The sequence below is a fragment of the Leifsonia poae genome, from assembly GCF_027921845.1.
Taxonomy (GTDB): domain Bacteria; phylum Actinomycetota; class Actinomycetes; order Actinomycetales; family Microbacteriaceae; genus Leifsonia; species Leifsonia poae.
In genome coordinates, this window is sequence record NZ_BSEN01000005.1 from 128,135 (window position 1) to 141,879 (window position 13,745).

A 13,745-nucleotide genomic window follows, 5' to 3' on the forward strand; every position below is an offset into this window, starting at 1 on the left:
CCGGTCACTCGGTCTCGATCAGCCGGATGAAGGCGCTCAGCTCGGCCACCGCAGCCGGTGTGATCGGAAGGTACTCCGTGAGCTCGGGCGAATGCACCAGGAACGCCGCCCATTTGGCGCGCGAGATCGCGACGTTCAGACGGTTCTTCATGATCAGGAACGGCATGCCGCGGGGCACGTCGGCCGCCGACGAGGCCGCGAGGCTCACGATGGCGATCGCCGCCTCCTGACCCTGGAATTTGTCGACCGTCCCCACGCGCACCCCCGTGAGGCCCGCCTCGTCGAGCGCCGCCCGAACCAGGGCGAGCTGGGCGTTGTACGGCGTGACGACGATCAGGTCGCCCTCGGTGAGCGGATCGTCCGTACGACCCGTGCTCGGATCGGTCCAGAGCGCACCGAGCGTGTCCTGCACCAGGGCGACCACGACAGCCGCCTCTTCGGGCGATTCCGTCGCGTTGCCGGTGTGCGTCACCGGCACCGGATGCAGCCCCGGCTCGATACCGGCGAGCGAGCGCAGCGACGACTCGGGATGTGCGCGGAGCTTGCCCTCGTACGAGAGCTCGGAGACCGGTGCAGCGAGCGCCGGATGCATCCGCCTGCTCTCGGCCAGGAAGTAGCCCAGCTCCGGCGGGAGCACGTCGTGGCCCTCGCTCACCCAGCCGAGGGCCGACTCGTCGATCGGTTCCGGATGCGTACCCTGGCTCACCTGCGGAAGCTGCTGCGGGTCGCCGAGCAGCAGGAGATTGCGCGCGGAGACCCCGGCCGCAATGGTCGCGGCGAGCGAGAACTGACCCGCCTCGTCGACGACGAGCAGGTCGAGGCCGCGGCGCGGGATGCGGGCTGCATTCGAGAAGTCCCACGCCGTTCCGCCCACGACGTATCCCGTCTGGGCATGGTCGAGCGCGAAGAGCAGCTGGCCGTCTTTCTCGAGCGGCGTGAACAGATGGCCGCCCTCGTCGCCGCCCGACTTGGGAACCTTGCCGACCAGCGCGGCGTCGAGCCCGGCGCCGACGACGGCGTCGAGCAGGTGCTCGACCACCGTGTGCGATTGGGCCACCACGCCGATCTTCCAGCCGTGGTCGCGCACGAGCGCCATGATGACGCGGGCGCCGAGGTAGGTCTTGCCGGTGCCGGGCGGGCCCTGTACCGCCAGGTACGAGCCGTCGAGATCGAGCACGCCGGCCACGACGGCGGCGATGGGTTCCCCGGTGTCGCGTGCGAGCGCGCCCGACCGCGTGCGCGGAGGGACGCGGCGCAGCACATCCGTCATCGGCTCGGCCGGCCAGCCCGGCTGGGCGGCGAGGAGCTCTTCCGCCCACGAGTCGATGGCCGCTTTCTGGCGGCCGACCGGCAACGGCTTCGGCGGTGCGAGTGCGCTCGGCAGCGTGGCGTAGTGCGCAGCCTCCGGCGGCAGCGTCTCCTCGATGAGCACGGATCCGTCGTCGTAGACCTCCGCGACGCGGACGGTGCGAGCGGACCGCGCCCCCGGCACGCTCGAGCCGGAGGGGAACGGCCCCGGGTACTCGTAGAGCAGGAACGGACCCGCCTGATCACCGGGCCGGATCGAGCTGCCCGGTGCGAGACGGCCGCGGAGCAGGAGCTCCCGCCGGTCGGTGCGCTGCGCGGCCTCGCGGTACCAGTCGCGCACGACACGGGACTCCTCGATCACGAGCACGTCCCTCGTGTCCTCCCACTCCTCGATGGGCTGCACGAGTCGAGCGAAGTGCGCCTGCCAGAAGCTCTTCTGCTCCCGCCGGTGGTAGTCGATCGCGGCGGCGGCGAAGGCGGCCGCCGTCTCGTCGGCGGTGCGCTCGGGGTCGAGCGGGTCGCCGGCGAGTGCGAGCAGCGCGTCGCGCAGCGTCGATGGCTCGAGTTCAACGGCGGTGTCGTCCGGTGGATTCTCGCCGATGCGGATGCCGCTCTCGAGTGCTCGGGCCAGCAGCCAGTCGCGGAGGCGGAGCGTTGAGACGCAGTCGTACCGGTTGTAGTCCCCGATCGCGTCGAGCATCCGTTGCGCCTCCGCCTCATGGCCGAGCTGGAGGAGATCACGTGCGTTCGCGTACTCCGTGATCGAGTCGGCCGCGTTGGTCACATCGCTCTCGCGGAGTTCGGTCCCCATGTAGAGCGGTTCGAGCTTCTTGATCGAGTACGACCGCGATCCGACCCGCAGCGCCTTGCGCACCAGCGGATACAGGTCGACGAGGACATTGTCGCGCAGCAGCTGGTCCACATCGTCTTCGCCGACGCCGTGCCGGGCCGCGATGGAGAGCAGGTGCGTGCGCTCGTACGACGCGTAGTGATAGATGTGCATGCGCGGATACCTGCGCCTGCGCTCCTTCACGAACGCCAGGAACGCTTCGAGCGCCATCCGCTCGGCCGCGAAGTCGTGCGCCCAGAATGCGGTGAACTCCGCCCGGTCGTCGACGAGCCCGAAGAGGTAGTCGAGGTTCCAGCGCGTGCCGTCGCCCTCGGTGTAGAGCGGATCGCCTTCGAAGTCGAAGAAGATGTCGCCCTCGTCGGGCTCCGGCAGCACGGCGAGCGCCGGCGCGTTGTAGACGGTCACGGGCGGCGGCGAGCCCTCGACGGCGTCCAGCTGAAGCCGCGCCTGCTGGCGCAGCCCCGCCAGCGTGTTCTCGGCGATCCCCGCCACCGCGCCGCTCGACTCGGCGAGCGCCTCGATGGTCCGGATGCCCGCCTCGAACAGGTGCGCCCGCTGCGTCACCCGCACGCCCGCCACGAGCAGCACATCCCGCGACGCCTGGATCTCGGCGTCGCAGGCGTCGCAGCGCCCGCACACCGTGAAGCGCGGATCCCCCCACTGCACGGGGCCCTCGTCGGCGAGATGGGACTCGATGATCGACAGAAGGCGGGCCCGCCGTTTGCGGTACACCGGCACGATGTCGTGCAGGCGGTGCTCGCTCACCGAACCGTCGCCGAGCAACAGCTCGACCGTCTCATCGGTGGCGATGCCGAGCCGCTCGAGCTGTTGGGCATAGGCGGCCAGCTGCAGCAGGGCCGTCACGCGCGCGCTTCGGGCGAGCTTGGAGTCCTGCACCCGGTAGCGTCCGTCGGGGAGGCGCACGATGAAGTCCGCGAAGCCCACGAAGGCGCCGTCGAAGAAGGTGGCCTGGAACACCACGTCGGGCGCGTCCGCGAACGCCGAGCGCGTCTCCTCCACCGCCGCCGCGAGTGTGTCGGCCGTCAGGGACTCCGGCCGCTCGATCTCGGCCACGCCGGCTCCGAAACGATCGCGGTAGCGCTCGAGGATGCGGTGCTCGTGCTCGTCGCCGAGGCGCGACGAGCGCACGTACATCGGGTCCTCGATCTCCTCGGCGGCCTCGATGCGGCCGAGCTTGACGTCGAGCGTGCGCAGGAACGCGAACTCGCACTTGGAGGCCGCGGTCAGGTCGCTCGCGCTGGTGACCACCACGCCGTCGAGCAGGAACATGCCCATCCCTTCCACCGGCCGGCCGGGCGGGTCGATGCCGCCCGGGGTTGGCCTTCCCATCGAGCGTATCGGCACCGTGCGACAACGTCCGCGTCGCGGGCCACGAGCGTGACTGCTCGCCTCCCTCGGGGGTGCAGCTACGCGGTGATCGTCATCCGCTCGATGCCTGCGTCGCCGACGAGGAAGGTGAACGTCGACGGGCCGTTGAAGCCGCGTCCCCCGACCTGAGCGGTCACCGCCACCCCTCCGTCGACGGGATCGCCGCGCAGGTCGCCGAGCGTGACGTCCACCCCGATGAACTCCCGGTCGCTCCAGCCCCGGATCGCTTCGGGTCCGGTGAACACGCGACCCCAGTCGTCGACGGCGCCACCGGGCGCGAACGCGTCGAGGAACGCATCGGTGTCGTGGGCGTTCGCGGCGGCGATCGCTGCGGCGACGATCGGCGGCACTGCGTCGGGGCTCTGGTCCATCCCCTCAGTCTGGCCCCCGTCGTCGGCTCTCGCCAGACGGCATCGCCTCTTTCGCCGGCACCTCAGGATGGCGTTGAATGTCGGCTATGTTCGATTGGGTTCTCGCCGCCGATCTCGGCACGGCCGTCGGCACCACCGCCCTGGCCGCCGCGACCTTCGCGTCCACCCGCTCCGCGAACCGGTCGGCACGGCTCGCCGAGCGCGCCCTGCTCGAGGGGCTGCGTCCGATCCTGCTGCCGTCCAACTGGTCGGACCCGCCGCAGAAGGTGCGGTTCATGGAGGGCAAATGGATGATCGCGCGCGGCGGTCGCGCGGCCCTCGAGATCACCGACGACACCGTCTACCTCGTGATGTCCGTGCGGAACGCCGGGGCGGGCGTCGCGATCCTGCACGGCTGGCACCTGCCCCCGGATCCCCGTGCCCCGCTGGCGGACGTCGAGCAGTTCCACCGCCTGACCCGCGACATCTATGTGCCGACGAACGATCCGGGGTTCTGCCAGGTCGCCATCCGGGATCCGCAGTCAGACGACTTCCAGGCTGCGCGCGCGGGGGCCATGGGCGACGGCTTCGCGGTGGATGTGCTGTACGGCGACGCAGAAGGATCGCAGCGCGTGGTCTCCCGCTTCTACCTCACCCACGGCCCGCCAGGACACGAGACGGACGCCGACGCTGCGGACTCGTGGCTGCTCCTGGTCTCCCGGCACTGGAACCTCGACCTGCCGTCGCCGCGCGCCTGACGACGACGATGTGAAGTCGGACGGCGGCGGTCAGGACGCTTTGGCCGCCGCCTTGATCGCGCGCTTCGTCTCGCGCACCTTCGTGAGCGACGCCGGATCGACGATGTCGGCGACCGACCGGTAGCAGCCGTGCTCGCCGTAGGCACCGGCGGCCTCCCGCCAGCCCGCGGCATCCAGACCGCGCTGCTTCCCGAGCAGCGCCAGGAAGATCTTCGCCTTCTGCTCTCCGAAACCGGGCAGCGCCTTGAGCCGCCGCAGGATCTCCGCGCCGTCCGGGTCGCCCGACGTCCAGATCGCCGCCGTGTCCCCGCCCCACTCGTCGACGATCGCCGCGGCGAGCGCCTGCACGCGGCCTCCCATCGAGCCGGGGAACCGGTGGACCGCCGGCGGCTGCTTCATGACCGCGGCCAGAGCATCCGGATCGTAGGCGGCGATGGTGGCGGGGTCGAGCGCGCCGATGCGGTCGAGCAGCTTGGCGGGCCCGGCGAAGGCCGTCTCCATCGGAACCTGCTGGTCGAGCAGCATCCCGACGAGCAGGGCGAACGCGGAGGAGTCGAGCACGGCGTCCGCTTCAGCGTCGCCGGTGATGTTCAGAGCCATGGGTTCATGCTGCCACCGGCGTCACACCAGCAGCAACAGCACCCCGGCGACCAGCGATACCAGGGCGAGCACGAGCGCGACGGCGAGCAGCACGCCGTGCACGATCAGGAACGGAGTCGCCTTGCCGGCCGCATCGCGTGCCCGTGTGTCCTTCGCCACGCGTGAGAAGAACCGCGGCCACGCGAAGATGTTGAAGACGGCGTTGAGGAACAGGACGATGGCGGCGAAGACGGTCATGGTTCCTCCAGCCTACGAGACCGCCGGACGGAGTCGCGCGTCGCGCCCGGGCGCTCAGCCGACGACGGACGGCTGTGCGAACCGCTCGGCGAGCAACCGGAGCAGGGCAGCAGAGGCGGCGCTCGGCCGCGGGCGCGAGACGGCGCTGAGCATCCACTCGATGTGTTCCGTCAGCGGCCTGGTCACGGCGCCGTCGGCCGGAATCACCGTGAGCGCCGGGAGCACCGCCACGCCGAGGCGGGCCGCGACGAACCGTGGGATCTCCCCCAGGTCGGACACCTCGGTCGAGATGCGGCGGGTGAGGCCGCGCTCATCGAGCGCGCGGTCGAGCGTGACGCGATTGCCGAAGCCCGCCCGCGCGTCGATGAACGGCTCGTCGGCGAGTGCGGCGAGCGAGACGGCCTGCCTCCCGGCGAGCGGGTGGTCCTCGGCGAGCACGGCCACGAAGGGCGACACAGCGAGCTCCTGATGCAGCAGCCCGGGGGCGCGCCCAGGTAGGCCCATGAACGCGACGTCGACGTTGCCGAGGCGCACGTCCTTCGCCAGCCCTGTCGAGCCGCTCGGAGACGGCCCGAGCAGGAGGTCGACCAGTGGATGCCGGGCGTGGAACTCGCCCATGATGCCTGGCAGGTCGATGGTCGTCAGGTTGGTGAAGATGCCGACCCGCACCTGCCCCCGCAACCCGCCCGTGGTGTCGGCGAGCTCGTGCAGGCGCTCCCCCGCACGCAGCGTCTCCCGGGCGGCGTCGATCACACGCCGGCCGAGCACGGTCAGTCGCACGCCGTGCGGGTCGCGGTCGAAGAGCGCGCCGCCGAGCTCCCGCTCCAGCGACCGGATACCCGCCGACACCGTCGACTGCGCAGCGAACACGCGCGAGGCCGCGCGTGTGAAGTTGAGTTCGTCGGCGACGGCGAGGAAGTACTCGAGCTGGCGGAGTTCCATGTGGCAATCGTAAACGCCGATTGTCAGCATCGCTGATATCCGTTGGACACGATCATCGGTCGAGCGCATCATCAAAGCATGACGACCACGGCCCCCACTCGCACCACCCGCGCTTCCAGCACCGCCAGCGCCACCGCATCCCGTTCCCGTCGATCCGCGTGGCGCCTGCGCCACGGCACCGGCTTCTGGGTGATCGCCGCGGCGTTCCTCGCGGTGATGGCGTTCTCGACCCTGCCCACTCCGCTCTACGCGCTCTACCAGCAGCGCGACGGCTTCCCGACCTGGGTCGTGACCGTCATCTTCGCCGCCTACGCCGTCGGCGTGATCGCCAGCCTGTTCCTCATCGGGCACATCAGCGACTGGGCAGGGCGGCGTCGCATGGTGCTGGTCGCCATCGTGCTCGAGATCGTCGCCGCGGTGCTGTTCGTGTTCTGGAACGACGTCAGCGGGCTGCTCGTCGCCCGGGTGATCTCCGGAGTCGGCGTCGGTGCGCTCACGGCCAGCGCCACGGCCCACCTCAGCGAACTGCGGTCCGTCGCCCGGCCGGACGAGGGCCCGCGCCTGTCCGGCACCGTGTCGACCGCCGTCAACACCGGCGGTCTCGCGCTCGGCCCGCTGATCGCGGGCGCCCTCGCCCAGTTCCTGCCGCAGCCGCTGCTGCTGCCGTACGTGGTGTTCCTGGTCATCCTGGCGATCGCCGCCGTCGCTGTCGCGCTCGTTCCGGAGACGGTCGAGCGGGCCGAGGAGCGACCCGCCTACCGCCCGCAGCGCGTCTCGCTTCCGGCCGGCTCACGCAGTGCGTTCTCGGCCGCAGCGATCGCCGCCTTCGCCGGCTTCGCGGTGTTCGGGCTGTTCACGTCGCTCGCGCCCAGCGTGCTCGCCGGGACGCTGCATGAGACGTCGCGGCTGATGGCCGGGGTCGTTCCGTTCTCGGTGTTCGCGGCGTCGGCCGTCTCGCAGATCGTGCTGGCGCGTGCGACGGCGCGCACCCAGCTCGTCCTGGCGCTCGCGTTCCTCGTCGCCGGACTCGCCGGACTGGCGATCGGTGTGCTCACGGCGGGCCTGGTCGTGTTCGTGATCAGCGGCGTGCTCGCGGGTGCGGGCGTCGGACTGCTCTTCCGGTCGGCGATCGGCGTCGCGGCGTCGCTCGCTGCACCCGATCGCCGCGGCGAGGTGCTGGCCGCGATCTTCCTGATCGCCTACATCGGCCTCGCCGTGCCGGTGCTGCTCGTCGGCGTCGCGCTGATCTTCTGGCCGCTGGTGCCCGTGCTCGTCGTGTTCGTGATCGTGGTGGGCGCACTCAGCCTGTTCGCCGGTCTCCGGATGCTCGGCCGCACCGGCCGCATCGTCCGCACCGTCCGCGCCTGACGACGCGTCACCAGCCGTCAGTCCGCGGCCACCAGCTGCACGCGCAGCGAGTCGACGCGCGTGGCGATGACGTCGTCGGCCGCCCACCGCTGCGCCAGCCGGCTCAGCACGGCGTCGAGCTCCTCGCGGGTCAGCCCAGCGCCGAGTTCGAGCCGGACGACCAGTTCTTCGCCGCGCAGGCGGGACGACGGGTCGCCCGCGAGCAGGGCGATGTCGTGCACCCCGAGCTCCGAGCCGATCGAATCGACGAACGCCGAGAACACCTCGGGGTCGCGAAAGCTCGGGACCCACGGAAGGCTCTGCGCGATCGCCCACAGCGCCGGGCGCCGGATCACGAACTCGGTCTCCGAGGTCGGGTCGAGCACCACGAGCTCGGTGTCCTCGCCGGCCGCGGCGAGGGCGACTCGTGCGCCGTCGGCGGGCACGGGGCGTGCGAGCGGATTCCAGGCCTGCATCGCGGTCACCGACGAGAAGACCGGAAGCACCGTGCGACCATCCGGCCCGGCGACGGTGACGATCGACAGCTCCTGCGACTTGTCGACGAGGTGACCGGCGTCGGTGGTGCCGCTCTCACCGAGTTCGGCGACCAGCGGGATGAGCAGACGCGACGTCCGCACCGCGTCGACGACGGCCTCCGGGCCGGCCTCGCCCGCCCGGAACGCCGCGAGCGCCCCGAGCAGCGCCGGCGGTGCGCTGCCGTCGTCGTCTCCGAAGGCGTTGTCGTCGAATCTGCGACCGTCCCACGGCTGACCCGCAGAATCCGCGTCGTTCGCCGCCGCGGCGGCGAGCTGGGCGGCGAAACCGCTCAGGCGCGCTGCGCCCGTCTCGCTCGGCGACGGCCCGGACGTGCCGTCATGCTGTGCACGACGGTCCGCCTGGTCTCCGTCGTCAGTCGCCCGCGACATCCAGCGCCTCGGGCAGGGTGAACGCACCCGCATACAGGGCCTTGCCCACGATCGCGCCCTCGAGACCGAGGGGCACGAGCTCACGCAGGGCGGCGATGTCGTCGAGGCTGGAGATACCGCCCGACGCGACGACCGGACGCTCGGTGCGCTCCATCACGTCGCGCAGCAGGTCGAGGTTCGGGCCGCGCAGGGTGCCGTCCTTGGTGACGTCGGTCACCACGTAGCGCGCACATCCGGCCTCTTCGAGGCGCTCGAGCACGCTCCAGAGGTCGCCGCCGTCCTGGGTCCAGCCGCGCGCGGCGAGGGTGGTGCCGCGCACATCCAGCCCGACCGCGATGGCCTCGCCGTATTGTCCGATCACGTTGGCGGCCCACTCCGGGTTCTCCAGAGCCGCGGTGCCGAGGTTGATGCGCTTGGCGCCGATCTCCAGCGCCGACTCCAGCGAGGCGTCGTCGCGGATGCCGCCGGAGAGCTCGACGTTGACGCCGCGCACCTGACGGATGACCTTCTTGAGCAGCGCGTGGTTGTCGCCACGGCCGAATGCGGCGTCGAGGTCGACCAGGTGGATCCATTCGGCACCCTGATCCGCCCAGTCGGCGGCGGCGTCGATCGGGTCGCCGTAGCTGGTCTCGGAGCCGGCCTCGCCTTGCGTCAGGCGCACGGCCTTGCCGTCGGCGACGTCGACCGCCGGCAGCAGGACGAGCCGCGGCGTGCTGGTGAATTCACTCATGATCTTCCTCGGGGTTACGACTGCGCGCCGTCGGCGGCAGAGACAGGCGATGGGTGCGACCGCACTCGGTCAGAGCGAGCCGATCCAGTTGCGGAGGAGCTGGATGCCGGCCTGGCCGGACTTCTCCGGGTGGAACTGGGTGGCGCTCAGCGGACCGTTCTCGACGGCGGCGATGAACCGGCCCCCGTGCTGCGACCAGGTGACGTGCGGCTGCGGGAACGGCGCTGTGACATCCAGCGTCCAGTGCTGAGCGGCGTAGGAGTGCACGAAGTAGAAGCGCTCGTCGCGGATGCCGTCGAACAGCACCGAGTCGGCGGGCGCGTCGACGGTGTTCCAGCCCATGTGCGGGAGCACCTCGGCATCGAGCCGGTCGATCTCGCCCGGCCATTCGCCGAGCCCCTCGGCATCGCTGCCGCGCTCGAGTCCGCGGTCGAACAGCACCTGCATCCCGACGCAGATGCCGAGCACGGGGCGACCGCCGGCGAGCCGACGGTCGATGACCTCGTCGCCGTGGGAGGCGCGCAGGGCGTCGATGACGGCACGGAACGCGCCGACGCCGGGGACCACGAGGCCGTCGGCGTCACGTGCGCGGGAGCGGTCGCCGGTCAGCTCGACGTTCGCCCCTGCCGCCTCGAGTGCTTTGGCGGCGGAGTGGACGTTGCCCGACCCGTAGTCGAAGACGACGACATCAGGACGGCTCACAGGGCTCCCTTGGTCGAGGGGATGCCCGTGATGAGCGGATCCAGTGCCTTGGCCTGGCGGAACGCGCGCGCGAACGCCTTGAACTCCGCCTCAGCGATGTGGTGCGGGTCGCGCCCGCCGACGACCGTGATGTGCGTGGTGATTGCGGCGTTGAAGGTGATCGCCTCGAACACGTGACGCAGCATGGAGCCGGTGAAGTGACCGCCGATCAGGTGGAACTCGAAGCCGGCCGGCTCTCCCGAGTGCACCAGGTACGGACGCCCCGAGATGTCCACCACGGCCTGCACCAGCGCCTCGTCGAGCGGCACCAGGGCGTCGCCGTAGCGTGAGATGCCGCGCTTGTCGCCGAGTGCCGCCTTGATCGCCTGACCGAGCACGATGCCGATGTCTTCGACGGTGTGGTGCACGTCGATCTCGGTGTCGCCGTTCGCCCGCACCCGCAGGTCGGTCAGCGAGTGCTTCGCGAACGCCGTGAGCAGGTGGTCGAAGAACGGGACGGAGGTCTCGATGTCCGATGCGCCGCTGCCGTCGAGGTCGAGGCTCAGCTCGATGCTCGACTCGCTGGTCTCGCGCTGCAGGGTGGCCGTGCGATTGGTCATGACTCCGAGCCTACCGGGGCGGCCGCAGAGGACTGGGCTCCGTCTGGACGCCCCAGCGACGCGAGCGCGGTGAGGAACGCCGTGGTCTCCGCCTCGGTCCCCGCGGTGACCCGGAGGTGCCCCGGAATGCCGACATCCCGGATCAGCACGCCCTGCGCGAGGAGCGCCTCGAAGGTGGCGTGCGGGTCGGCCACTCCCCCGAACAGCACGAAGTTGCTGCCGCTGCGGTGCGGACGGTAGCCGAGCCCCGCGAGCTCGCGCACGAGGCGGTCCCGCTGCACGCGGATCTCGCCCACCATCCCGAGCATCTCGTCCGAGTGCGCCAGCGCACCCACGGCCGCCGCCTGGGTGAGCGCGGAGAGGTGGTACGGCAGTCGCACGAGGCGAAGAGCGTCGACGGCGGCAGGGTCCGCCGCCAGGTAGCCGACGCGGGCGCCGGCGAACGCGAACGCCTTGCTCATCGTGCGGGAGACGAGGAGGCGGGGGCGTCCGGGCAGCAGCGTGAGCGCGGACGGCTCGCCCTCTGGCATGAACTCGGCGTACGCCTCGTCGACGACCACCATGCCGCGGGCGGCGTCGTAGGCCGCCGCGATCGTCTCCAGCGAGAGTGGAGTGCCGGTCGGGTTGTTCGGCGCGCAGAGGATCACGATGTCGGGGTCGAGTCGGGTGATCTCGGCGACGGCGGTCTCGGGAGACAGCTCGAATTCGGCGTCGCGCGCGCCGGCGAGCCACACCGTGCCGGTCCCCGAGGCGAGCAGCGGGTACATCGAGTAGGTCGGCGTGAAGCCGAGCAGGCTGCGGCCCGGGCCACCGAAGGCCTGCAGGATCTGCTGGATCACCTCGTTCGATCCGTTCGCCGCCCAGATGTTCTCCGGCGTCAGACCGTGACCGAGGTAGTGGGCCAGGCTCTCGCGCAGCTCGGTGAACTCGCGATCCGGGTAGCGGTTGACGCCGCCGATCGCGGTCGCGACGCGAGCCACGATGTCCGCCGCCACGTCATCCGGAACCGGATGCGTGTTCTCGTTCACGTTCAGCGCCACAGGAACGACTTTCTGTGGAGCGCCATACGGGGTCTTGCCCCGCAAATCATCGCGAATCGGCAGATCAGAGAGGGAAGTCACCCCTCAATGGTAGTTCCGCCTACAGGATGGTTACGTCGTCTTGCTGCCCACCTGAGCTCGCCACTTCGACCCGAAGGTCACGACGAGCCACTCGGAGTTCAGTGCGCGGCACCCGAAGGTCAGTGCGAGTACTGCGTCGGGATGGCGATGCGCTGGCCGGGCGAGACCACAGCCGAGTCGAGCTGGTTGAGCGAGACGATGTCGGCGATGACGTCGCGCGGGTCGGCACCCGGCGCCACCTTCTCGGCGATGCTCCAGAGGGACTGACCTGACTGCACGGTGACCTGCTGGAACGTCACGTGCGTCTGATCGCCTGTGGCCACCGCGCCGCCGCTGTTGAGCGCGAAGAGCAGGGCTCCGATGACGAGCGGGACGGACGCGAGGGTCGTGAGGACCGCGCGCCCGCGTCGGGTGAGGCGGAGGCGGGTGCGGGCTCCCGCCGGCATGTCGAAACTCGACGGCGTCATGGTGACTGCTGCTGTGCTCACGGTCGTGACCTCCTAAGATTCCGCACCCGGCGCTTGGCCGGCAGACCGGATGCGAAGCTGTGTTCCGAATATATCTTCGAATGTTCGAAACCTCAAGCGCGATATCGCGGCTGTTTTTCACACGAATATCGAGACACACTCGAACACATGTTTGTTTTGCCGCTGCATCGTGGATACAGTTTCGATTGTCTGGAGTTCACTCAACCAGGCACCACCGACATTCGGGCGGGCCGGATGCGATGGCGGGTCACGAAGGGACGACTGTGTCGAACGACAACCAGGCAGGACGCGAGCGCGGCGGCACGCGCCGGCGCAAGAATCTGAGCGAGAAACAGCTCGCCATCCTCGACGTCATCGGCCGTTCCGTGAGCCAGCGGGGCTATCCGCCGAGCATGCGCGAGATCGGCGACGCGGTCGGCCTCTCCTCCCTCTCCAGCGTGACCCACCAGCTCAACCAGCTCGAGCTGAGCGGCTACCTGCGCCGCGACCCGAACCGCCCCCGCGCCCTCGAGATCCTCATCGACCTCCCGTCTTCATCATCCGAGTCCGTCGACTTCGAGAACCAGACGCCCGTCGGCGACGCCGCCATGGTCCCTCTCGTCGGCCGCATCGCCGCCGGCGTGCCGATCACCGCCGAGCAGCAGGTCGAAGAGGTGTTCCCCCTCCCCCGCCAGCTCGTGGGCAACGGCGAGCTCTTCATGCTGAAGGTCGTCGGAGAATCGATGATCGACGCGGCGATCTGCGACGGCGACTGGGTCGTGGTCCGCACCCAGAAGACGGCGGAGAACGGCGACATCGTCGCGGCCATGCTCGACGAAGAGGCGACGGTCAAGGTCTTCCGTCAGCGCGACGGCCACACGTGGCTTCTCCCGCGCAACTCGAACTTCGAGCCGATCCTCGGCGACTACGCCGAGGTGCTCGGCAAGGTCGTGGCGGTGCTGCGCGCGGTCTGACGTCACCGCGCGCCGCCTGACGCCCGCGTCGGTCGTGCGCTAACGCACGACCGACGCGGGCGGTGCCGCGGTTCCGCACGACCGGCGCGCCCGGTCACGCCCAGCCGAGCTCCCGCAGCCGGGCGTCGTCCAGCCCGAAGTAGTGTCCGATCTCGTGCACGAGCGTGACCCGCACGCGTGCGCGCAGCTCGGTCAGGTCCGCGCTGTTCGCAGCGAGGTTGTTCTTGTAGAGCGTGATCCGATCCGGCAGCTCCCCGAACCCGTAGACCCCGCGACGGGTGAGCGGATGACCGCTGTACAGGCCGTACAGGCGCGGCCGCGCATCCGGGGGCTGGTTCTCGATCAGCACGGCGACGTTCTCGAGCGGTCCGACCATGTCCTCCGGCAGCGCGTCGAAGACATCGCCGACCATCGCTTCGAAGTCCGCGTCCGAGATCTCGACCAT

Annotated in this window: 15 protein-coding genes; 3 read left to right on the forward strand and 12 right to left on the reverse strand. The window is 70.4% G+C overall.

Features of this window, described 5'->3' with window-relative positions:
- Positions 1 to 4: 4 nt before the first annotated feature.
- Positions 5 to 3,448, reverse strand: coding sequence for a TM0106 family RecB-like putative nuclease (locus PKE84_RS06605; RefSeq protein ID WP_271176500.1), 3,444 nt, complete (start codon positions 3,446 to 3,448; stop codon positions 5 to 7).
- Positions 3,449 to 3,585: 137 nt separating this feature from the next.
- A complete protein-coding gene (locus tag PKE84_RS06610) occupies positions 3,586 to 3,918 on the reverse strand; it encodes a nuclear transport factor 2 family protein (RefSeq protein WP_271176432.1) in 333 nt (110 codons plus the stop codon).
- An 86-nt stretch (positions 3,919 to 4,004) separates the two neighbouring features.
- Here PKE84_RS06610 and PKE84_RS06615 point away from each other — a divergent pair, with 86 nt between their 5' ends.
- Positions 4,005 to 4,655, forward strand: coding sequence for a hypothetical protein (locus PKE84_RS06615; protein ID WP_271176433.1), 651 nt, complete (start codon positions 4,005 to 4,007; stop codon positions 4,653 to 4,655).
- A gap of 30 nt (positions 4,656 to 4,685) precedes the next feature.
- Here PKE84_RS06615 and PKE84_RS06620 read toward each other — a convergent pair whose 3' ends face one another.
- From PKE84_RS06620 to PKE84_RS06630, 3 genes are read right to left on the reverse strand one after another with little or no spacing between them, the layout of a single operon-like run.
- Positions 4,686 to 5,255 (reverse strand): HhH-GPD-type base excision DNA repair protein, encoded by a 570-nt coding sequence (locus tag PKE84_RS06620; protein ID WP_271176434.1) that lies wholly within the window; start codon positions 5,253 to 5,255, stop codon positions 4,686 to 4,688.
- A 21-nt stretch (positions 5,256 to 5,276) separates the two neighbouring features.
- On the reverse strand, positions 5,277 to 5,492 hold the full coding sequence (locus PKE84_RS06625) for an SCO4848 family membrane protein (RefSeq protein WP_271176435.1): 216 nt from the start codon (positions 5,490 to 5,492) through the stop codon (positions 5,277 to 5,279).
- Between the two features lie 54 nt (positions 5,493 to 5,546).
- The gene (locus PKE84_RS06630) at positions 5,547 to 6,434 is read right to left on the reverse strand and encodes a LysR family transcriptional regulator (RefSeq protein ID WP_271176436.1); all 888 of its coding nucleotides are present in this window, start codon (positions 6,432 to 6,434) and stop codon (positions 5,547 to 5,549) included.
- A gap of 78 nt (positions 6,435 to 6,512) precedes the next feature.
- Between PKE84_RS06630 and PKE84_RS06635 the strand changes: the two genes are divergently transcribed.
- Positions 6,513 to 7,802, forward strand: a complete 1,290-nt coding sequence (locus PKE84_RS06635) for an MFS transporter (RefSeq protein WP_271176437.1) — start codon at positions 6,513 to 6,515, stop codon at positions 7,800 to 7,802.
- Positions 7,803 to 7,819: 17 nt separating this feature from the next.
- On the opposite strand, the gene PKE84_RS06640 is transcribed toward PKE84_RS06635, so the two are convergent.
- The 6 genes from PKE84_RS06640 to PKE84_RS06665 form a co-directional block, all read right to left on the reverse strand.
- Positions 7,820 to 8,707 (reverse strand): SseB family protein, encoded by an 888-nt coding sequence (locus PKE84_RS06640; RefSeq protein WP_271176438.1) that lies wholly within the window; start codon positions 8,705 to 8,707, stop codon positions 7,820 to 7,822.
- Positions 8,691 to 9,437, reverse strand: a complete 747-nt coding sequence (gene priA / locus PKE84_RS06645) for a bifunctional 1-(5-phosphoribosyl)-5-((5-phosphoribosylamino)methylideneamino)imidazole-4-carboxamide isomerase/phosphoribosylanthranilate isomerase PriA (protein ID WP_271176439.1) — start codon at positions 9,435 to 9,437, stop codon at positions 8,691 to 8,693. Before priA ends, PKE84_RS06640 begins: the two co-directional genes overlap by 17 nt.
- 69 nt (positions 9,438 to 9,506) lie before the next feature.
- Positions 9,507 to 10,139 (reverse strand): imidazole glycerol phosphate synthase subunit HisH, encoded by a 633-nt coding sequence (gene hisH, locus PKE84_RS06650; RefSeq protein WP_271176440.1) that lies wholly within the window; start codon positions 10,137 to 10,139, stop codon positions 9,507 to 9,509.
- A complete protein-coding gene (gene hisB / locus PKE84_RS06655; protein ID WP_271176441.1) occupies positions 10,136 to 10,738 on the reverse strand; it encodes an imidazoleglycerol-phosphate dehydratase HisB in 603 nt (200 codons plus the stop codon). The genes hisH and hisB overlap by 4 nt, the downstream gene beginning before the upstream one ends.
- Positions 10,735 to 11,859, reverse strand: a complete 1,125-nt coding sequence (locus PKE84_RS06660; protein ID WP_271176442.1) for a histidinol-phosphate transaminase — start codon at positions 11,857 to 11,859, stop codon at positions 10,735 to 10,737. Before PKE84_RS06660 ends, hisB begins: the two co-directional genes overlap by 4 nt.
- A gap of 119 nt (positions 11,860 to 11,978) precedes the next feature.
- The gene (locus tag PKE84_RS06665) at positions 11,979 to 12,347 is read right to left on the reverse strand and encodes a LysM peptidoglycan-binding domain-containing protein (RefSeq protein WP_373877118.1); all 369 of its coding nucleotides are present in this window, start codon (positions 12,345 to 12,347) and stop codon (positions 11,979 to 11,981) included.
- A gap of 239 nt (positions 12,348 to 12,586) precedes the next feature.
- On the opposite strand from PKE84_RS06665, the gene lexA reads away from it, so the two are divergent.
- Positions 12,587 to 13,300: a transcriptional repressor LexA gene (lexA, locus tag PKE84_RS06670; protein ID WP_373877119.1), complete on the forward strand. Its 714-nt coding sequence runs from the start codon at positions 12,587 to 12,589 to the stop codon at positions 13,298 to 13,300.
- Positions 13,301 to 13,394: 94 nt separating this feature from the next.
- Here lexA and PKE84_RS06675 read toward each other — a convergent pair whose 3' ends face one another.
- A complete protein-coding gene (locus PKE84_RS06675) occupies positions 13,395 to 13,745 on the reverse strand; it encodes a metallopeptidase family protein (RefSeq protein ID WP_271176444.1) in 351 nt (116 codons plus the stop codon).

Coding starts and splice junctions, on each gene's coding strand:
- lexA (WP_373877119.1), top strand. CDS start 12,587: ATGGCGGGTCACGAAGGGACGACTGTGTCGAACGACAACCAGGCAGGA.
- PKE84_RS06605 (WP_271176500.1), bottom strand. CDS start 3,448: ATGTTCCTGCTCGACGGCGTGGTGGTCACCAGCGCGAGCGACCTGACC.
- PKE84_RS06640 (WP_271176438.1), bottom strand. CDS start 8,707: ATGTCGCGGGCGACTGACGACGGAGACCAGGCGGACCGTCGTGCACAG.
- PKE84_RS06630 (WP_271176436.1), bottom strand. CDS start 6,434: ATGGAACTCCGCCAGCTCGAGTACTTCCTCGCCGTCGCCGACGAACTC.
- hisB (WP_271176441.1), bottom strand. CDS start 10,738: ATGACCAATCGCACGGCCACCCTGCAGCGCGAGACCAGCGAGTCGAGC.
- PKE84_RS06675 (WP_271176444.1), bottom strand. CDS start 13,745: ATGGTCGAGATCTCGGACGCGGACTTCGAAGCGATGGTCGGCGATGTC.
- PKE84_RS06620 (WP_271176434.1), bottom strand. CDS start 5,255: ATGGCTCTGAACATCACCGGCGACGCTGAAGCGGACGCCGTGCTCGAC.
- priA (WP_271176439.1), bottom strand. CDS start 9,437: ATGAGTGAATTCACCAGCACGCCGCGGCTCGTCCTGCTGCCGGCGGTC.
- PKE84_RS06615 (WP_271176433.1), top strand. CDS start 4,005: ATGTTCGATTGGGTTCTCGCCGCCGATCTCGGCACGGCCGTCGGCACC.
- PKE84_RS06635 (WP_271176437.1), top strand. CDS start 6,513: ATGACGACCACGGCCCCCACTCGCACCACCCGCGCTTCCAGCACCGCC.
- PKE84_RS06625 (WP_271176435.1), bottom strand. CDS start 5,492: ATGACCGTCTTCGCCGCCATCGTCCTGTTCCTCAACGCCGTCTTCAAC.
- PKE84_RS06610 (WP_271176432.1), bottom strand. CDS start 3,918: ATGGACCAGAGCCCCGACGCAGTGCCGCCGATCGTCGCCGCAGCGATC.